We start from the raw sequence: 19,259 nt of genomic DNA, 5'->3' as shown, positions 1-19,259 counted from the left end.
AAGGGCCCCACGCCCTCGCCGTGCGCCGCCCGAGCGGCGTCGCTCGATGCTAATGCCATCCCCGGGCCAGACATAGGGACGGTCTGACGGGGCGACGGCCTGTCTAGACCGGGGATGGACGCGGCCGCGCCGGGCGTCCCCTGTCGCCCTGTCACCCGTCACCGTCACCGTCACCGTCGGCTCAGCGCAGGTCGATCGCCCGGTTGACCCAGACCTGCTCCACCGCCATCCCGACCCGCTCGTACATCGGCAGCGCGCCGGTCCGCGAGTCGGTGCCCAGCTCGAAGGTGCGCGTGCCGTGCTCGCGACCGCGGGCGAAGGAGTCGACGAGGAGCGCCTGCGCGATCCCCCGGCGGCGCTGGTCGCGCCGCACCGCGAGCCGGTCGACGTACGCCGTGGTGCCCTCGTCGGAGACGAGCACGAGCGAGACCCCCACGACCGTGCCGTCCGGGTCGAGCGCCACGCGCAGGTTCCACGGCTCGAAGCCGGGGCGGCCGGTCGTGGCCGCCTCGAAGTCCTCGAACGGCTCGCGCTCGCGTACCGACCACTCGAGGAACGCGTCCTCCAGCACGTCGTGGGCGGCGCGGACCTCGCCGGCGGCGGCCGTGCGCACGACGTAGCCCTCGGGCAGCGGTCGCGCGGGCACGGTGGCGCCCTCGGGCAGCCGGAGCACCCAGCTCGTCCACCGCACGCGGAAGCCGAGCGACTCCAGCAGGCGGTCGCCGGGCGAGCCCTGCGGGACCGGCATCCCGACGGCCGGCGAGCCCAGGTCGCGGCCGAGGTCGACGAGCCACCGGGCCAGCCAGGTGCCGATGCCGCGGCCGCGGTGGGAGGGGAGCACCGCGGTGTCGGCGCGGTCGGCGCCCGTCAGCTCGGCGTACGCGACGAGGGTGTCGCCGTCGAGGACGCCCACCGAGCGTGCGGCGAGGTCGTGGCTGGGCCGCGCCCAGTCGCTGACGATGTCGGCCTCCTCGATCGCGACCTGCCCGATGTCCTCGAGCTCCTGGGCGACCATCAGCCGGTGGACGGCGCCCGCGTCGGACCTCCGGAGCGGACGGGTGGTGAGGCCCTCGGGGAGGGTGGCGGCGCGAGTCGACATGCAGGGGAGTGTGCTGCCTCACGTTGCCTGCTGTCGCGCGCTTATCGCCGTCCACGGGGGCGGGCGCGAAATCCCACTTTGCCGCCTGAGGCCCTACCGTGGTGAGCGTGAACGACGAGCAGCCCGCAGCGCCCGAGCAGACCTTCTCCGACCTCGGCCTCTCCGCCGAGGTGCTCAAGGCCCTCGCGGACGTGGGCTACGAGTCCCCCTCGCCGATCCAGGCGCGCACGATCCCGCAGCTGCTCGAGGGCCGCGACGTCGTCGGGCTCGCCCAGACCGGCACCGGCAAGACCGCCGCGTTCGCGCTGCCGATCCTCTCCCGCCTCGACCGCTCGCAGAAGACCCCGCAGGCCCTCGTGCTGGCACCCACCCGCGAGCTCGCGCTGCAGGTCTCGGAGGCGTTCGAGCGCTACGCCGCCCATATCAAGGGCGTCAGCGTGCTGCCGATCTACGGCGGCCAGGGCTACGGCGTGCAGCTCTCGGCGCTGCGTCGCGGCGTCCACGTCGTCGTCGGCACCCCGGGCCGGGTCATGGACCACCTCGAGAAGGGCACGCTCGACCTCAGCGAGCTGCGGTTCCTGGTCCTCGACGAGGCCGACGAGATGCTCAACATGGGCTTCGCGGAGGACGTCGAGACGATCCTGGCCGACACCCCGGCCGACAAGGACGTCGCGCTCTTCTCCGCCACGATGCCCAAGGCGATCCGCCGCATCGCGGAGAAGTACCTCAACGACCCCGTCGAGATCTCGGTCAAGGGCAAGACGTCGACGGCCTCCAACATCACCCAGCGCTACCTCATCGTCTCCTACCCCCAGAAGGTCGACGCGCTCACGCGCATCCTCGAGGTGGAGAACTTCGAGGCGATGATCGTCTTCGTCCGCACCAAGAACGAGACCGAGACGCTCGCCGAGAAGCTGCGCGCCCGCGGCTACTCCGCGATGGCGATCAACGGCGACGTCGCGCAGGTGCAGCGCGAGCGCACCGTCAACCAGCTCAAGGCCGGCAAGCTCGACATCCTCGTCGCCACCGACGTCGCGGCCCGCGGCCTCGACGTCGAGCGGATCAGCCACGTCGTCAACTACGACATCCCGACCGACACCGAGTCCTACGTCCACCGCATCGGTCGCACCGGCCGCGCCGGTCGCAGCGGCGACTCGATCGCGTTCGTCACCCCGCGCGAGCGGCACCTGCTCCGCGCGATCGAGAAGGCCACCAAGCAGCCGCTGACGCAGATGCAGCTGCCGAGCGTCGACGACGTCAACGCCACGCGGCTCTCGCGGTTCGACGACCAGATCACCGAGGCGCTGACCCAGCCGGAGCGGATCGACTTCTTCCGCGACGTGGTCTCGCACTACGTCAGCGAGTACGGCGTCGCCGAGGTCGACGTGGCCGCCGCCCTCGCCGCGGTGATGCACGGCGAGCAGCCGCTGCTCCTCGACCCGGAGCCCGAGCCGCGCACCCGCTCGTTCGAGGAGCGCTCGAGCCACGGCGGCAAGGCCGACCGCAGCCCGCGCGAGTCGCGCAGCGGCCAGCCGATGGCGGCCTACCGCATCGAGGTCGGCAAGCGGCACAAGGTCGAGCCGCGCCAGATCGTCGGCGCCCTGGCCAACGAGGGCGGCCTGTCGCGCGGCGACTTCGGCTACATCTCGATCAAGCCCGAGTTCTCCGTCGTCGAGCTCCCCGCCGACCTCCCGCCCGGCACCCTCGAGCGCCTCGCCGGCACCCGGATCTCCGGCAAGCTGATCGAGATCAAGCCCGACAACGGCCCCTTCCGCGGCCGCTCGGGCGGTGGCCACCGCAAGGGCGGCGGCTACCAGGGCAAGAACCCCCGCTGACGGCATAGGTGTCGAGTGGGCGCGTCCTGACCGAGTAGGCCCGTCGAGTCGGCGCGTCCTGACCGCGTAGGCACGTCGAGTCGGCGCGTCCTGACCGCGTAGGCACGTCGAGTCGGCGCGTCCTGACCGAGTAGGCCCGTCGAGTCGGTGCGTCCTGACCGCGTTGGCACGTCGAGTCGGCGCGTTCGAGCTGCCTGGAAATGCGTCGAGTCGGCGCCTCCGCACCATGAACTGGTGAGGAAGCGCCGACTCGATGCCATTCGTGCGTCAGGACGCGCCGACTCGAGGGGTTCAGCGCGTCAGGACGCGCCCACTCGACCGGATGGGGGCGTCAGGACGCGCCCACTCGACAACTCAGGCGTTGCGGATCGCGGAGACGTCGAACTCGAGCTTGATCTTGTCGGAGACGAGGACGCCGCCGGTCTCGAGGCCGGCGTTCCAGGTGAGGCCCCACTCCTTGCGGTTGACGGTGGTCTCGCCCTCGAAGCCGACGCGCACGTTGCCGAAGGGGTCGCGGGCCGAACCGGTCTGCTCGAAGGCGATCGTGACCGGCTTGGTGACGTCCTTGATCGTCAGGTCGCCGGTGATGGTCCACGTGGTGCCGTCGCGCGTGACGTCGGTGGAGGAGAAGGTGAGCTTGGGGTAGGTCTCGACGTCGAAGAAGTCCCCGGAGCGGAGGTGGCCGTCGCGGTCCGCGGTGCCGCTGTCGATGGAGGCGACGTCGATGGAGATGTCGACCTTGGACGCGGACGGGTCGGCCTCGTCGATGTGGGCGGTGCCGTCGAACGAGCCGAACTGGCCGCGAACCTTGGTCACCATGGCGTGACGGGCCACGAAGCCGAGGCGGCTGTGGGTCACGTCGATCGTGTAGTCGCCCGAGATGTCGTCGATGGCGGTGGTGGAGGCGTCGAATCCGGTGCTCATGAGGGCTCCCTCGTCAGGTAGTTGGTAGAACTTTCAACCATCCTAACGACCCATGCCCCGGGTTCATTCCCGAACAGCCAGAGATTCCTCCCCGGACGTGATCGGCGTCCGGACATGACACGAGCCACGCCCCCGCGTGGGGACGTGGCTCGGATGCGGACCGCGTCAGGCGACCTGGGCGGAGAACACCGAGGAGGTCGACCAGCGCGCCTCCATGCGGGTGCGACCCGACGCGTCGGTCACCGGGGTCCACGTGCAGACCGGGCGGTCGGTCATCGTCTGCGTGCTCATCGGACACCTCTCGTTCACCTGCTGTTCACCCAACCTAGCAGGTCTCCACCCGAGGGGACTCCGAACGACCTGACGCGCATCCGCGCCCCACCCGAGCGGCCAGAAGCATGCGTGGGCCGGGCTCATGCTCCACCGAGGCGACAGGCCGACACGAACCGCCGGGGGGATCCCGCGCCAACAGACGACTTTCTGCCCGATTTCGGGCAGGAACTGGTCGCGCGACCGATCTCGCAGGCATGATCGCCCGGTGCCGGACCCCGACCTCGTCGCCCACGTCGTCGCCACCACGCCGCTGACGCCGGGCGAGGCGGCGCGGGTGATCGACGACGTGATCGCCTTCCACGCCCAGCCGGTGGAGGACTACGTCAGGGCGCGCCACGCGCACCTCAAGACCTACGGCGCCAAGAACCCCGAGATCTTCGCGCGCATCGCCGAGGAGCTCACCCATCGCGTCGTCGCTGCTCCGGAGCTCACCGAGCGCCAGCTGCGGCGCATCATCTACGGATAGGACCCCGTCCCCATGTGTGGAATCGTCGGTTACATCGGCCGCCAGGAGGCCGCCCCGATCGTCCTGGAGGGGCTCACCCGCCTCGAGCACCGCGGGTACGACTCCGCCGGGGTCGCGGTGCTCGGCCCTCGGGGCGTCCGGGTGGCCAAGCGGGCCGGGCGGGTGCGCGACCTCGGCGACGCGCTGCCGAAGCGCTTCGCCGGCACCACCGGCATCGGCCACACCCGGTGGGCGACCCACGGCCCCGCGACCGACGCCAACGCCCACCCGCACACCGACGAGGCCGGCCGCGTCGCGGTCGTGCACAACGGCATTCTCGACAACTCCGCCGCGCTGCGTGCCGAGCTGACCGACGCCGGCGTCACGCTCGCCAGCGACACCGACACCGAGGTGCTCGCCCACCTCGTCGCACGCAGCGACGCCGACACGCTCGAGGGCAAGGTCCGCGACGCCCTCGGCGCGGTCGTCGGGACGTACGGGCTCGCGGTGCTGCACGCCGACTTCCCCGACCGCATCGTCGTGGCGCGCAACGGCAGCCCGCTCGTGGTCGGTGTCGGCGACAAGGAGATGTACGTCGCCTCCGACCTCGCCGCGATCGTGCGCCACACCACCACCGTGGCCGTGCTCGACGACGGCGAGATGGCGACCGTCACGGCTGCCGGGTTCAGCACGATGCGCCACCGCGACCTCGTCGCCACCGTCAAGACCGCGGCGGTGCTCGACGTCGACGCGGCGTCGTACGACGCGGGCGAGCACGAGTCCTACATGCGCAAGGAGATCCTCGAGCAGCCCACCACCGCCCAGGCCGTGCTGCGGGGCCGGCTCGACGAGCGCTTCGGCACCGCCCACCTCGGCGGGCTCGACATGGACGCCCGCGAGCTGCGGGCGGTGCGCCGGGTGAAGATCCTCGGGTGCGGCTCGGCCTACTACGTCGGCCAGATGGGCGCGGCGCTGATCGAGGAGCTGGCCAGGATCCCGGCCGACGCCGAGGCGGCCAGCGAGTTCCGCTACCGCGACCCGGTGATCGAGCCCGACACCCTCTACGTCGCGGTCAGCCAGTCGGGCGAGACGATCGACACCCTGCTGGCGGTGCAGGAGGTGCGCCGCAAGGGCGGGCGCTGCGTCGGGCTGGTCAACGTCGTCGGATCGGCGATCGCGCGTGAGTGCGACGGCGGGATCTACCTGCACGCCGGTCCGGAGGTGGCCGTCGCCAGCACCAAGGCGCTGACCAACATGTTCCTGGGCTTCGCGCTGCTCGCCCTCCAGCTCGGCCGCGTGAGGGACCTCTCCATCGCCGACGGCAAGCGCCTGGTCGCGGGGCTCGAGCGGCTGCCCGGGCAGATCGAGGAGATCCTCGCCGGCGAGGCCGACCTGGTCGAGGTCGCCCACGACCTCGCCGAGGCGCGCAGCCTGTTCTTCATCGGCCGGGTGCGCGGCTTCCCGGTGGCCCGCGAGGGGGCCCAGAAGTTCAAGGAGATCAGCTATCGCCACGCCGAGGCCTACCAGACCTCCGAGCTCAAGCATGGCCCGTTGGCCCTGATCGACCCCGAGGTGCCGACCGTCGCGCTCGTGCCCCATGACGAGCTCACCGAGCGCAACGTCGGCGCGCTGCACGAGATCGAGGCGCGCAAGGGGGCCCTGGTCGTCATCACGCACGAGGACGTCGACCTCGGGGAGGTCGGCGCGCGCCGGATCGTGGTACCCCGCAACGAGCCCGAGCTCGACCCGATCCTGCTGACGATCCCGCTGCAGCTGCTCGCCTACCACGCCGCGCGGCACCTCGGACACGACATCGACAAGCCGCGCAACCTGGCCAAGTCGGTCACCGTCGAGTGACCCGGGAGCCCGCAACCCGGGCCTGAGATGGACTGGCCGCCCCTTGCCGCATGGGGTCGGCAAGGGGCGCGCCGTGGAGAACCTTCCCACCCGCTCCACGTCCTGTCCGAGGTTCCCCCGAAGTGGCCCGCGGATTTTGCTGTCGCGAAGATCACGCCCCGGATCAGGGCCGCGAACGCCCCGTCGAGACCCCCCTCGAGACCGGGCGCGACGAGGCGGAGACCAGCTGCAGCGCCCGACGGGCCAGCGGCTCGGCCGCTGCCCGGTCCTCGGCGACGAGGCCGACGCGGGTACGCCGCCCGAGCAGGTCGTCGACGTCGTGCGCGCCCTCGTGGGTGATCGCGAAGACCAGCTCGGCGAGGGTCACGTGGACGTCGTCGGACACCGGCGCGAGCAGCTCGTCGTCGGCCAGGCCGGTCACCTCGCGGGCGACGGCGAGCACGAGCTCGGCGTCGGTGCCGAAGCGTCGGACGAGCCGGGCGGGCACCGTCGTCCGACGCAGGTCGTCGGGGGCGGCGGCGCCGAGCAGGGGGAGCGACGCCGTGCGGCACGAGCCGGCCTCGAGCCGACCGGCGGCGACGAGCGCGTCGAGGGTGTCCTGCGCCATCCGCCGGTAGGTGGTGAGCTTGCCGCCCACGACCGTCGTCACGCCGGTGGGCGCGGTGAGGATGGCGTGGCGGCGCGACAGGTCGGCCGTGGCATCGGTGCCGGCGACCTCGAGCAACGGTCGAAGGCCGGCGAAGGCGCCGACGACGTCGGCCCGCGTCGGCGGGACGGTGAAGGTGGGCGCCACCAACGCCAGCAGGAAGTCGATCTCGCCCTCGCTCGGCACGGGCACGTCGGGCACCGGCCCGGGCGCGGGCTCGTCGGTGAGGCCGACGTAGATCGTGCCGTCCGGCTGCGGGAGCACCATCGCGAAGCGCGCGCTCGTGCCGGGGATCGGCACCATCACCGCCACCCGGGTGCGGGGCAGCGCCGACCCGCGCAGGACGAGGTGGGTGCCCCGGCTCGGGCGCAGCCGCACCCGCTCGTCGAGGTCGCCGGCCCAGACGCCCGTGGCGTTGACGACGGCGCGCGCGCGGACGTCGTACGTCGTGCCGGTCAGCTCGTCGCGCAGCGTCACGGCGGTGCCGGTCGCGGACGTGACGCGAGCCCGGGTGCGCACGTGGGCGCCGTACGACGCCGCCGTGCGCGCGACGGTGACCACCAGCCGCGCGTCGTCCTCGAGCTGGCCGTCCCAGGCGAGCAGGCCGCCGCGGAGGCCCTCGCGACGCAGCGTGGGCGCGAGGGCGAGGGCCTCGGTCGCATTGAGCCGGCGCGGCCGGGGGAGGGTGCGGGTGGTGGTGCCGGCGGAGCGCCGGAGCGCGTCGCCGGCCCGCAGGCCCGCCCACGTGAGGGCTGCTCGGCGGCGCGGCATCGCGTCGTCGAGCGGGGTCAGCATCGGCAGCGCCCGGACGAGGTGGGGAGCCGTGCGGTGCATCAGGATCCCGCGCTCGACGGCGCTCTCCCGCGCGATGGCGAGCTGGCCCTGGGCGAGGTAGCGCAGCCCGCCGTGGACCAGCTTGGACGACCACCGCGACGTCCCGAACGCGACGTCGTGGGCGTCGACGGCGAGCACCGACAGCCCTCGGGTGACGGCGTCGAGGGCGACGCCCGCACCGGTGATGCCCAGCCCGACGACGACGACGTCGACCTCCGCGGGGATGGCGTCGAGGCCGGGGACGATCCGGCGGGCCGGGGACATCACGGCTCCAGCGCGCGGGTGACGGCGCGGACGTATTCCGCGTCGAGGTCGGCCAGCGAGACGCGGTCGTCGGTCATGGTGAGGGCGGAGAAGACGAACCCGTGCGCGCCCAGCGTCAGCGCCCGTGCCATCGGCACGGCGTCGCCCTGACGGATCGCGCCGGAGGCCTGGCCGCTCTCGATCTCGGCGGCGAGGATCTCCACCAGCGCCTCCTGCGAGCGGCCGCGGCGGTGGAGGAGGTAGGGCAGCATCAGGTCGGGGTCGAGCTCGACGATCCTGACGAAGAGCCCGTTGTCGCGCAGCGCCCGCACGGTGGCGAGCGCCGCCTCGGCGATCCCGGCGGGGGTCGTGGTGTCGGCGGCCGCGCGGCTGATGGCGGCGGCGATGCCGACCCACTCGCGGGTCATCAGGTCGCCGAGCAGCGCGCCCATGTCGGGCCAGGCGCGGTAGATGGTCATGCGGGAGACGTCCGCGCGCCGGGCGACCTCGGTGAGCGTCGTACGCCGCCAGCCCAGGTCGAGGATGCACTCTCGGGCCACGTCGAGGTAGCCGTCGAGGCGTGGGTCCGCGGTGTGACGAAGTGACGACATCTGTCACACTGTAACGCATGTCTCCCGCCTCGCCCGTCCCCGAGATGCACCCCCAGCGCTGGGGCGACCCGGCCTCGGCCACCGTCCTGCCCGACTCGGCGCTCGGCCTGGTCGAGCTGGCCTTCGGCCTGCAGGACCGCCGTCCGGTGAGCGGGGCTCGACCCCCGGCGTGTGCGCTCGACGCGGCCCTGCTCGACGACCTTCGCCGCGTCGTCGGCGCCGAGCACGTGCTGGTCGACGACGCCACCCGCACGGTGCGTACGCGCGGCAAGTCGACCCCCGACCTGCTGCGGGCCCGGGCCGGCGACCTCGCCGACGCGCCCGACGCGGTCGTGCGGCCCGACGGGCACGCCGAGGTCGAGGCCGTGCTGCGGTGGGCCGACGAGCACCGGGTCGCGGTGGTGCCCTTCGGTGGCGGCACCTGCGTGACCGGAGGCCTGGCGGCCCGTCGCGACGGCTTCGCCGGCGTCATCAGCCTCGACCTGGGCCGGATGAGGCGCCTCCTCGCCGTCGACGAGGTCTCCATGACCGCGACCCTCGAGCCCGGGCTGCGCGGACCGGAGGCCGAGGCGCTCCTCGCCGAGCGGGGCCTGACCCTCGGGCACTATCCCCAGTCGTTCCGCCACGCCTCGATCGGCGGCTTCGCCGCGACCCGCTCCAGCGGCCAGTCGAGCGCCGGCTACGGCCGCTTCGACGCGATGGTCGTCGGGCTCACGGCCGCCACGCCCACCGGCTCGCTCGACCTCGGCGCGGCGCCCGCCAGCGCCGCCGGACCCGACCTGCGCCAGCTGCTGCTCGGCTCGGAGGGCGCGTTCGGCGTCATCACGTCGGTGACGCTCCGGGTGCGGCGCGCGCCCGCCGTGACGGCGTACGAGGGCTGGCGCTGGCCGTCGTTCGGCGCCGGCTCCGACGCCATGCGCGTCCTGGCGCAGTCCGGGCTGCTGCCGACGGTGCTGCGGCTCTCCGACGAGGCCGAGACGGCGATCAACCTGGCCGACCCGTCCGCCATCGGCGCCACCGACGACCCCGGCTGCCTGATGGTGACCGGCTACGAGGGCACCGAGGCGTTGGTGGAGGCCAGGCGCGCGGCCGTCACCGCGGCGCTGACCGACCTCGGCGGGACGCCGCTCGGCACCGAGCCGGGGGAGAGGTGGGCGCACGGGCGCTTCGACGGGCCCTACCTCCGCGACGCGCTGCTCGACCACGGCGTCCTCGTCGAGACGCTCGAGACGGCCTGCTTCTGGTCGGACCGCGAGCGGCTGCACGCCGACGTCTCGACGGCCCTCACCTCGTCGCTCGGGGAGGGCACGCTCGTGCTGTGCCACGTGTCGCACGTCTACGAGACCGGCTGCTCGCTCTACTTCACCGTCGCCGCCCGCCAGGGCGACGACCCGCTCGCGCAGTGGCAGGCCGCCAAGGCCGCGGCCAGCGACGCGATCGTCGCCGCCGGCGCCACGATCAGCCACCACCACGCCATCGGCACCGACCACCGGCCGTGGCTCGCCGCGGAGATCGGCGAGGTCGGGGTGCGGGTGCTCCGCGCGGTCAAGGCCGAGCTCGACCCCCGCGGGGTCCTCAACCCGGGCGTCCTCATCCCGTAACCCCACCGGCGAGGGGTAGTGAGGGACACACCGGTTGGTGGGCGGGTCGAAAACCGACCAGACCGTCCCTGACTACCCGGACGAGACTAGCCCGGGCGAGCACCTACCCGGGGAAGGACCAGACCAGCAGCTCGGTCGCCTCGGCCGCGCTCAGGACGCGGCCGGGCTCGTCGGTGAGGCGTACGGCGTCACCGGAGTGCAGGTCGAGACCGTCGAGCGTGGCAGCGCCCGTCGCCGCGAAGACGTGCTGGCGCGGGTCGTCGGGCAGGGCCACCGACTCGCCAGCGGCCAGGCGCGCGACGAGCAGCCGGGCGCCGGCGGTGCCGACCGGCAGGCCGTCGCCGCCGGCGACCTCCACCAGTCCGGACGAGGGCTGCGGCGCCTCGCCGAGGACGTACGACGGAGTGGTGCCGGGGGTCGACGGGGTGAGCCAGGCCTGGACGAACCGGCAGCGCCCCGAGTGCCGGTCGGCGACCTCGCTGTGGCGCACGCCGGTGCCGGCGGACAGCACCTGGGCCCGCCCGGCCTCCACGACGTGGCTGGCACCGGAGGAGTCGGTGTGCACGAGCGCGCCCTCGAGCACCCAGGTGACGATCTCGAGGTCGGTGTGCGGGTGCTCGGGGTAGCCCGCGACCCCCGCGACCCCCGCGACCCCCGCGGCCCCCGCGGCAGAGGGGTCGAGCAGGTCGTCGTTGTGGCACACCAGCGGCCCGAAGCCGAGGTTGGCCGGGTCGTAGTGGGGGCCGAAGGAGAAGGAGTGGCGCGTGACCCGGCCCGCGTCGGTCTCGGTCGACCTCCGCGAACCCGCGTACACGGCGATGCCCATGGCGATATCTTCGCCGGTGTGGCTTCCCCGCACGACCTCCCCCTGCTCCCGCCCGGTTTCCGCTTCGGCACGAGCACGGCGAGCTACCAGATCGAGGGTGCGGTGGCCGAGGACGGCCGGGGACCGAGCATCTGGGACACCTTCGCCGCGGAGCCGGGTCGGGTCGCCGACGGCACCACCGGAGCGGTCGCCTGCGACCACTACCACCGCGTCGACGAGGACGTCGCGCTGATGAAGGAGCTCGGCACGGGCGGCTACCGCTTCTCGATCGCCTGGCCGCGGATCCAGCCGACCGGGCGCGGTGCGCCCAACGAGAAGGGCCTCGCGTTCTACGACCGGCTCGTCGACACGCTGCTCGCCAACGGCCAGGAGCCGATGGTCACGCTCTACCACTGGGACCTGCCGCAGGCGCTCGAGGACGACGGCGGCTGGCTCAACCGCGACACCGTCGAGCGCTTCGCCGAGTACGCCGCGATCGTGGGCGAGCGGCTCGCCGACCGCGTCGCGCACTGGATCCCCGTCAACGAGCCCAACGTCGCCTCGATCCTCGGCTACGGCCTCGGCACGCACGCCCCGGGCAAGACGCTGCGCTTCGACGGCCTGCCCGCCTCCCACCACCTGCTGCTGGCCCACGGCCGCGCCGCCATCGAGCTGCGCCGGGCGGGCGCGACGTCGGTCGGCTGCGCCAACAACCACTCGCCCATCTGGCCCGCGAGCGACGACGACGCCGACGTCGGGATGAGCAAGATCTTCGACGCCCTGTGGAACGGCGCGTTCCTCGAGCCGATGCTCCTCGGGCGCTACCCCGCCGACCTGATGCCCCTCTTCGAGGGCGTGATGGCCGACGGCGACCTCGCCACGATCCGCCAGCCGCTCGACTTCTACGGCGTCAACTACTACCAGCCGCTCAAGGTCGCGGCGGCCGACGAGGACTCCGACATCCCCTTCGCCGTCCGCGAGGTCGTCGGCTACCCGACCACCGACCTCGGGTGGCCGATCGTCCCGGACGCCCTGCGCGAGTGGCTGGTGATGTTCCGCGCCCGGTTCCGTGCGGCGCTCCCGCCGATCGTCATCACCGAGTCCGGCTGCGCCTACGGAGGCGACCCCGACGAGGACGGCGTCGTCGACGACCAGGCGCGCATCGACTACCACCGCGCCCACGTCAACGCCGTCGCCGAGGCCGTCCAGCGTGGCGTCGACGTGCGCGGCTACTACTGCTGGTCGCTGCTCGACAACTTCGAGTGGGCCGAGGGCCACCACCAGCGCTTCGGCCTCGTGCACGTCGACTACGACACCCTCGAGCGCACCCGCAAGAAGTCGTTCCACTGGTACGCCGCGCTGATCGCCGCGCAACCGCAGCACCTCTGACGCGGCTGGCTGGTCGCCGGGTGGTTGACTGCGCGCCATGGCCGACGAGCGTCCCGTCCCCGAGCGTCCCGTCCCCGACCGCCCCGGTGCGGAGGGGGGCGGCTTCTCCGGCGGCGCGGCGCGCGACAACCACGGCATGACCTGGGTCGCGCTGGTCCTGCTGCTCGTGATGGTGGTCGTGGTCGGGTGGCGGTTCTACGACTTCTGGGACAGCCGCCAGCCGCCGTCCGGCGTGCAGACGCAGCAGGCGACGGTCCTCGGCTTCGAGGATCTCGGCCCGAGCCGCGCCGGACAGAGGTCGACGGAGTACACCTCGGTCGTCTTCGAGCTGCCCGACGGTGAGCAGGCCTCCGCGCTCTACGAGCTGCGCCGCCTCGGCGACGTGGGGAAGGGCGACGAGATCACCGTCTACCAGCAGGGCGGGGAGTGGCGTACGACGGCCGAGCGGGCCTGGGGCTCGACGCTCGGGTGGGCCCTCGGACTGGTCGCGCTGCTCGCGATGGTCGTCGGCTGGTTCCGCGTGCGGTCGCGCGCGAAGCGGCGCGAGAGCCCTGCCTGACACGACCTCCCGCGTTTTGACGGCGACCGCTCCGGGTAGGAGGGGTGCCGGCACCGACCCCGACCGCGCCACTCGACGAAGGACCCCGACCGTGAGCTTCCAGGTGGACCCCGACGCGCTGACCGCGGCGTCGCGACTCGCGTCCAAGCAGCACGACCACATCAGCACGATCGACGACTACATCTCCTCCTCGTGCAGCAACTTCGGCGCCTTCTCCGGGGTGCTCAACCTCTTCCAGGGCAGCTACGAGTCGGCGGTGGCCACGGCCCACGACGGGCTGCGCGACTCCCGCGCGGTGGCCGACAAGGTGCGCGACGCGTTCCTCGACTCGCGCGACGACTACCTCGAGACCGACGAGGCGACCTACGACCGCTTCCGCGCGCTCGCGCCCGACCCGTCGAGCTTCCCGCCCTACGCCCCCGCCGGCAGCGGCAACGACACCCCGGGCGGCCCCCTGTCCGACGCCCCGCAGGACGGCCGCAAGATCCCCGACCTCGAGGACAAGCACCCCGGCATCTCCGACGGCGCCTCCGCGGTGGGCGACAAGGTCAAGCCCGGCAACGACGTGGGCGACGTGCCGCCGTGGATGGACCCCACGAAGGCCGCCGGGGACCACGTCTCCGACGCGATCGAGCGCCGCACCGATGAGTACAAGTACTACCGCTCGCTCGGCTACTCCGACGCCGAGGCGCTGGCCTACGCCAAGACCGACGGCATCGACGGCCGCGCCGACACGATCAACCACGACCGGATCAACCGCACCGCCGAGGGCGCCTACCACCGTGAGTACGACCGGGCGATCGCCGAGGGCGCCAGCCCCCAGGACGCCCGCGAGCGCGCCAACGACGCCTACGCCGACTCCCGCTCGCGCGACTCCGCCGACCACGACCGGCGCCGCGACATCGGCGAGACGGTCTCGACCTACACCGACGTCTACGACGAGGGCAAGAAGGTCGTCGACAACGTCAACGACCTCGTCGACACCGTCGGCGAGATCGGTGACAACGCCGACGACCTCGACCGATACGACGACTACCAGTCCCAGCACGAGGACGACAGCGCACAGGAGTGGGCCGGCCGATGACGACGATCACCGAGCACGTCAACCCCGTCTCCGCGGTCTCCGGCGGCACCCCGCCGGGCACCCAGGGGCAGTACATCGAGGACAAGAAGGGCGAGTGCGGCCTGATCATCCCGGCGATCGACGGCATCGTCGACAAGATCACCGGCTGGAGCCTGCTCGAGGCGCTGTTCAAGCCGGTCGCCGGCGACTTCAACGCCGTGTCGTCGATGCAGCTCGCCTGGGGCAACGTCGGCAACGCCTGCGGCGCGGTCGGCCAGAACTACACCTCCCTGGGCCAGCAGCTCCCCGCCGTGTGGCAGGGCCCGGCCGGCAGCTCGGCCCGCTCGCGGATGGCCGACGTCGGTGAGATGCACGCCGACCAGCAGGAGGCCTCGGGCTACATCGCCGAGCAGCTCGGCCACGTCATCGAGGTCGGCAAGGCCACCCTCGACGTGCTGGTGATCGCGATCGACTTCATCGACGGCGTGATCCAGGAGCTCATCATCTCCGGCCTCGCCGGACCGATCGGCTGGCTCAAGGCCGGCGTCTCGGCGCCCGGCAAGGCGCGTCGCATCGTCGAGCTGATCCACGACGGGCTGCGCGCGATCGAGAAGCTCACCCAGGCGGCGCAGGCGCTGCTCAAGGTGCTGCGCTACGTCAACGCCGGCCTCGGCGGCGCCAACGCCGTGCTGTCCTCGATCAGCACCGCCCAGCACGCCGCCGCGGGCAACCGCACCGACGACTCCGCGACGCGAGGATTCTGATGGCCCTCTCCGACGACCCCGGCCTGCAGGCCGCCCTCCAGGACTCCCGCCGGCAGGCGCGCGAGGCGACCGCGTCGCTGCGCCAGCTCGCCGCCCACCTCGGCGCCGAGCGCGACAAGTTCCGCGCCGAGTCGGCCCGCCGCATCCAGGACCTGCAGGCGCAGGCCCGCCGCGGCGAGCTCGGCCCCGACCAGGAGCGCCTGCAGCGCCGGGTCGACGCGGGCGAGACGTCGTGGCCCGACATCGCCTCCGGCGCCGACGACGACCCGTCCGCCGAGGCCGCCCGGGTGCACCTCGGCACGAGCCTCAGCGCGCTGCGCGAGGAGCTCGAGCACGACGAGGCGTTCCAGGAGGCCGACGCGGCCGCGAAGGCCCAGCAGGGGCGGGCCACCCCCGAGGCCTGATCGGTGCCGGAGGCCACCGATAGGCTCCGCAGCATGACCGAGCCCACCCGCCGCCGCGTCGTGTTCGTCGTCGGCTCGGGCCGCAGCGGCACGAGCACGATGGCCGGCACCTTGCGCACGCTCGGCCTGCACGTTCCGCAGCCCGAGGTGGTCGCCGACGCGACCAACCCCAAGGGCTTCGGCGAGCCGCGCTGGGTCGTCGACCTCCACACCGAGCTCCTCGCGCGCAGCAACGTGCAGGTCTCCGACGCCCGCCCGCGGGCCTGGCTCGACACCGGCACCACCAGCGGCGACCACGCCACCCGGGCCCGGGTCGCGGCCTGGCTGGAGGAGCAGCTGGCCGTCGGCGACGAGCTCGTCATCAAGGACCCCCGCGCCGCCTGGTTCCTCGGCCTGTGGCGCGCGGCCGCCGACCGGTGTGGCGCCGCGTCGTCCTACGTGACGATGCTGCGGCCGGTGACGGAGGTCGTCGGCTCCAAGCAGACCTACTACGGCTCGATGGGGACCGGGCGCGGTGGCGCCGGAGCCGACCAGGGCGCGATCACCCGCACCGCGGCGTGGGTCAACATGATGCTCCACACCGAGCGCGCCACCCGCGGCCGGCAGCGCGCGTTCGTCCACTACGCCGACCTGCTCGACGACTGGACGCAGCCCGTGTTCGCCCTCGGTGAGGCCTTCGACCTCGCCGGGGTCAAGACGGCGATGGCCGTCGACATCGCCGAGGTGCACCGCTTCATCGACCCCTCGCTGCGCCGGGTGACGATGACCTGGGACGACATCCCCGTGCCCGACCGGCTGCGCGAGCTGGCCGACGAGACCTGGCAGGCGCTCGACGCGATCGCCTCCGACGACACTCCCGCCCACCAGGAGTGGTGCGACCAGCTGCGCATCGCCTACGCCGAGCAGTACGCCGAGGCGGAGGCGTTCGCCCACTCGACCGTCGTCGCCCAGCGGCGCGCGGCCGCCGCGGAGGCGCGGCGCGAGGCGGGCGGGCAGCCCGCGCGCAGCGCCGTCGACCGGGTGCCCCACGCCGTGCGCGCGATGGTGCCCCCCGCGGCCCGCGAGCGGCTGCGCAAGGCGATCGGCCGCGAGCGCCCGCAGGGGCCGGGGACGCGCTGATGCCCGACATCGCCTCCCTCGAGGGCGACCCGGCGTACGACGTCACGTGGCCGTGGACGTCCGGCGAGCCGTTGGCCCCGGGCCTGACGTGCGTGTTCCGGGTGCGCAACGAGGCGCGCAACCTGCCGTGGGTGCTGCCTCCGGTCTTCGACGCGGTGCAGCACGTGCTGCTGGTCGACAACGCCTCCGACGACGGCACCGCCGACGTCGCCCGCGAGGTGGCCGAGCGGTGCGGCGCGTCCGACCGGCTCACCGTGCTCGACTACCCCCACCGGGTGTCGCGCGCCGGCGGCGAGCACCTCGCGACGCCCGCCACCAGCGTCCACTCGCTCACCCACTTCTACAACTGGTGCTTCTCGCACGTCCGCACGGCCTACTCGATGAAGTGGGACGGCGACATGGTGCTCACCCCCGAGGGATCGGGCATCCTGCGCGACCTCGCGTGGCAGCTCGAGGCGACCCGCGCGATCGTCGCGATCCCGCGCCACCCGCTGACCGTCGTCGACGAGTCGACCGGCTGGCTCGACCTGTCGTTGCGCTTTCTCGAGCCGTGGGTCTACCCGATGGGGCCCGACACCACCTTCGTGAAGGCCTTCGACTGGGAGCTGCGCGAGCAGCCGCCGGGCATCGAGCGGATCGTGCTGCAGCAGGGCCTGGTCGTCGAGGTCAGGTGGCTCGACGCCGACGAGTACGCCCACTGGCGCCGCGACGGCGTCGACTTCACCAACACCCGGCTCTACCGCAAGCTGCGGGAGTTCGAGGTCGACGAGGCGATCCGCCACGGAGACCCCGAGGCGCTCGGCGGGCTGGTCAAGGTGACCGCACCGCCGGGCGTGCACATCATCGACCACGTCAGCCGTGACTGGCTGTGGCGTCAGCCCCGACCGCTCGTGCAGCACTCGCTGCCCGCCTCGCTCAAGGAGCGCGTGCGACCGTGAACCTCCCTGCCCAGCACCCCCTCCACGACCTCCGGCTCCCGGGCCCGACGCTGGTCGTGGTCGACGACTCCGACAGCCTGGCTCTCGACGCCCTGCAGGGCATCGAGGACGTGCCCGGCATCGAGCCCACGATCGTCGCGCTGTCCTCGCTCACCGGGCCGCGCAAGGGCTGGGGCTCGGTGCTCGTCGTCGCCGCCGACCGGGCCCGGTTGCGCCGGATGGCCAGCGCCGTGCCGGCGCTCGGGCAGTGCAAGGCCGTCGCCTGCTGGCTCACCGACGCCCCCACGCCGTGGGTGCTGATGCCGCGCCCGGAGTGGCCGCGGATGGTGCACCTGGCCGCGCGCGAGGCCGGTGACCGCGGCGTGCTGACGGTCGTCCGGTTCGCCGCCGGAGCCCGCGCCCAGCTCGTCGTGATGGAGATGGCCCGCCAGGCCGCCGGGCCGGGCGACGCCACGCACGGCGGCCTCGTCGTGGCCTATGCCGGCCGACCGGCGGCGCCCGGGCTCGACGCCCGCGCGGTGCTGCTCCCCGACGTGGCGGACGCCGGCGCCGCCGAGCGCGACGTGCCGCCCGACGTGGTGGTCGCCCGGCGTGGCACCACCTCCCAGCAGGGCGTCGCGGCGCACCACGTGATCGACCGCGCCCCGACGGTCGTCACCGACCCCGGGCCCGAGCCGGTCGACGAGCGGGTCTTCAACCCGATCGGCTTCCGCAAGGACTGGGACCACCCCGTCGTCGACCTGGCCCGGATCGGCCGCGGACCGGTGACCGAGGGGGTCGTCGCGGCCGCGCGGGCGTTCCAGGGCGTACGCCTGCCCGCCGACACCCCCACCGCCGACCTGCTCGCGCTCGCGATCTCCGGTGTGCCGCTGGTGACCTCGGGCGTGCTCGACGTCGCACCGCCGCTGGCCGAGGCCCTCGACGCGGAGGTCGACCTCGACGACGCGCTGCGGCGCGAGGAGCACAGCCTCGCCGTGCGCCGCGCCGCCTTCGACCACCACTCCACGCTGGCCTGGCGCTCGGCGCTGGCCTCGCGGGCCGGCGTACGCCATGTCGGGCTGCAGCCGATCAGCGCGCTGCTGGCCACCCGGCGCCCCGAGATGCTCGAGTTCGCGCTGCGCCAGGTCGCCCGGCAGCGCGGCGCCGACGTCGAGCTGGTGCTGGCCGCCCACGGCTTCGAGCCCGACCGCGAGGTGGTGCGGCGCGTGCTCGGCGACCGCCCGCACCAGGTGCTCGCGTTCGACCAGGCGGAGTTCTTCGGCGACGTCCTGACCGCCGCGGCGCGCGCCGCGTCGAGCGAGGTGCTGCTCAAGATCGACGACGACGACTGGTACTCACCCGACGCGGTGCACGACCTGCTCATGGCGCGGCGCTTCTCCGGCGCCGACGTGGTCGGGATGCCGTCGGAGTTCGTCTACCTCCACGCCACCGACCAGCGCGGCGACCTCACGGTGCGGCGCAACCACCCCTCGGAGATCTTCGCCCGCTTCGTCGCGGGCGGCACCCTGCTCCTCGACCGCGGCCTGCTCCACTCCCTCGGCGACTTCCGCCGGGTGCGCCGCTACGTCGACGCCCAGCTGCTCGCGGGCGTCGAGGCGGCGGGCGGGCGGATCTACCGCACGCACGGCCTCGGCTACGTCCTTCGCCGCACCGGCGCCGGACACACCTGGCAGCGCGACGACGAGGAGTTCCGCCGGCCTGACATCGTGGCGTCCGAGTGGCCGGGCTTCCAGCCGAGCCGGGCGCTGGAGGTCGACCCGGTCGACCGTCCCGACGGGGGGAGCTAGGAC

Annotated in this window: 18 protein-coding genes; 12 read left to right on the top strand and 6 right to left on the bottom strand. The window is 73.4% G+C overall.

What is annotated here, in order from left to right:
- Positions 1–181: 181 nt before the first annotated feature.
- On the bottom strand, positions 182–1,099 hold the full coding sequence (locus AC54T2_RS03695) for a GNAT family N-acetyltransferase (protein ID WP_186339569.1): 918 nt from the start codon (positions 1,097–1,099) through the stop codon (positions 182–184).
- Positions 1,100–1,206: 107 nt separating this feature from the next.
- Here AC54T2_RS03695 and AC54T2_RS03690 point away from each other — a divergent pair, with 107 nt between their 5' ends.
- Positions 1,207–2,934, top strand: a complete 1,728-nt coding sequence (locus tag AC54T2_RS03690) for a DEAD/DEAH box helicase (RefSeq protein ID WP_241005257.1) — start codon at positions 1,207–1,209, stop codon at positions 2,932–2,934.
- Positions 2,935–3,288: 354 nt separating this feature from the next.
- Here the strand turns inward: AC54T2_RS03690 and AC54T2_RS03685 are convergent, their stop codons facing one another.
- Entirely contained in the window at positions 3,289–3,858 is a 570-nt protein-coding gene (locus tag AC54T2_RS03685) for a YceI family protein (protein ID WP_496665549.1), read from the bottom strand.
- Positions 3,859–4,023: 165 nt separating this feature from the next.
- A complete protein-coding gene (locus AC54T2_RS03680) occupies positions 4,024–4,149 on the bottom strand; it encodes a hypothetical protein (RefSeq protein ID WP_260988503.1) in 126 nt (41 codons plus the stop codon).
- Positions 4,150–4,396: 247 nt separating this feature from the next.
- Between AC54T2_RS03680 and AC54T2_RS03675 the strand changes: the two genes are divergently transcribed.
- Positions 4,397–4,657, top strand: a complete 261-nt coding sequence (locus AC54T2_RS03675) for a hypothetical protein (protein WP_496665548.1) — start codon at positions 4,397–4,399, stop codon at positions 4,655–4,657.
- A 12-nt stretch (positions 4,658–4,669) separates the two neighbouring features.
- A complete protein-coding gene (gene glmS, locus AC54T2_RS03670) occupies positions 4,670–6,493 on the top strand; it encodes a glutamine--fructose-6-phosphate transaminase (isomerizing) (protein WP_496665547.1) in 1,824 nt (607 codons plus the stop codon).
- A 163-nt stretch (positions 6,494–6,656) separates the two neighbouring features.
- Here the strand turns inward: glmS and AC54T2_RS03665 are convergent, their stop codons facing one another.
- Positions 6,657–8,237 carry a glycerol-3-phosphate dehydrogenase/oxidase gene (locus AC54T2_RS03665; RefSeq protein ID WP_496665546.1) on the bottom strand — a complete coding sequence of 527 codons (1,581 nt, stop codon included), beginning with the start codon at positions 8,235–8,237 and terminating at the stop codon, positions 6,657–6,659.
- A complete protein-coding gene (locus tag AC54T2_RS03660) occupies positions 8,237–8,827 on the bottom strand; it encodes a TetR family transcriptional regulator (RefSeq protein WP_489976335.1) in 591 nt (196 codons plus the stop codon). Before AC54T2_RS03660 ends, AC54T2_RS03665 begins: the two co-directional genes overlap by 1 nt.
- Positions 8,828–8,844: 17 nt before the next feature.
- Here AC54T2_RS03660 and AC54T2_RS03655 point away from each other — a divergent pair, with 17 nt between their 5' ends.
- Positions 8,845–10,428, top strand: a complete 1,584-nt coding sequence (locus AC54T2_RS03655; protein ID WP_496665545.1) for an FAD-binding oxidoreductase — start codon at positions 8,845–8,847, stop codon at positions 10,426–10,428.
- A 103-nt stretch (positions 10,429–10,531) separates the two neighbouring features.
- On the opposite strand, the gene AC54T2_RS03650 is transcribed toward AC54T2_RS03655, so the two are convergent.
- Entirely contained in the window at positions 10,532–11,254 is a 723-nt protein-coding gene (locus AC54T2_RS03650) for a pirin family protein (RefSeq protein WP_496665544.1), read from the bottom strand.
- 18 nt (positions 11,255–11,272) lie between these two features.
- Here AC54T2_RS03650 and AC54T2_RS03645 point away from each other — a divergent pair, with 18 nt between their 5' ends.
- From AC54T2_RS03645 to AC54T2_RS03610, 8 genes are all read left to right on the top strand, one after another.
- The gene (locus tag AC54T2_RS03645; protein WP_186339561.1) at positions 11,273–12,622 is read left to right on the top strand and encodes a GH1 family beta-glucosidase; all 1,350 of its coding nucleotides are present in this window, start codon (positions 11,273–11,275) and stop codon (positions 12,620–12,622) included.
- Between the two features lie 37 nt (positions 12,623–12,659).
- On the top strand, positions 12,660–13,181 hold the full coding sequence (locus tag AC54T2_RS03640) for a hypothetical protein (protein WP_496665543.1): 522 nt from the start codon (positions 12,660–12,662) through the stop codon (positions 13,179–13,181).
- A 91-nt stretch (positions 13,182–13,272) separates the two neighbouring features.
- The gene (locus tag AC54T2_RS03635) at positions 13,273–14,265 is read left to right on the top strand and encodes a hypothetical protein (protein ID WP_496665542.1); all 993 of its coding nucleotides are present in this window, start codon (positions 13,273–13,275) and stop codon (positions 14,263–14,265) included.
- Positions 14,262–15,008 carry a hypothetical protein gene (locus tag AC54T2_RS03630; RefSeq protein WP_186339558.1) on the top strand — a complete coding sequence of 249 codons (747 nt, stop codon included), beginning with the start codon at positions 14,262–14,264 and terminating at the stop codon, positions 15,006–15,008. Before AC54T2_RS03635 ends, AC54T2_RS03630 begins: the two co-directional genes overlap by 4 nt.
- Complete coding sequence (locus AC54T2_RS03625) at positions 15,008–15,412, top strand: hypothetical protein (RefSeq protein ID WP_496665541.1); 405 nt, start codon at positions 15,008–15,010, stop codon at positions 15,410–15,412. The genes AC54T2_RS03630 and AC54T2_RS03625 overlap by 1 nt, the downstream gene beginning before the upstream one ends.
- A 33-nt stretch (positions 15,413–15,445) precedes the next feature.
- Positions 15,446–16,531, top strand: coding sequence for a sulfotransferase family protein (locus tag AC54T2_RS03620; RefSeq protein ID WP_496665540.1), 1,086 nt, complete (start codon positions 15,446–15,448; stop codon positions 16,529–16,531).
- The gene (locus tag AC54T2_RS03615; protein ID WP_496665539.1) at positions 16,531–17,469 is read left to right on the top strand and encodes a hypothetical protein; all 939 of its coding nucleotides are present in this window, start codon (positions 16,531–16,533) and stop codon (positions 17,467–17,469) included. The genes AC54T2_RS03620 and AC54T2_RS03615 overlap by 1 nt, the downstream gene beginning before the upstream one ends.
- Positions 17,466–19,256 (top strand): glycosyltransferase, encoded by a 1,791-nt coding sequence (locus AC54T2_RS03610; protein WP_496665538.1) that lies wholly within the window; start codon positions 17,466–17,468, stop codon positions 19,254–19,256. Before AC54T2_RS03615 ends, AC54T2_RS03610 begins: the two co-directional genes overlap by 4 nt.
- Positions 19,257–19,259 lie beyond the last annotated feature (3 nt).

The sequence above is a fragment of the Nocardioides sp. Z35_8 genome, from assembly GCF_059621125.1.
Note: the sequence above shows the minus strand (reverse complement) of the source record. Positions and strands in the feature narration are given on the sequence as shown.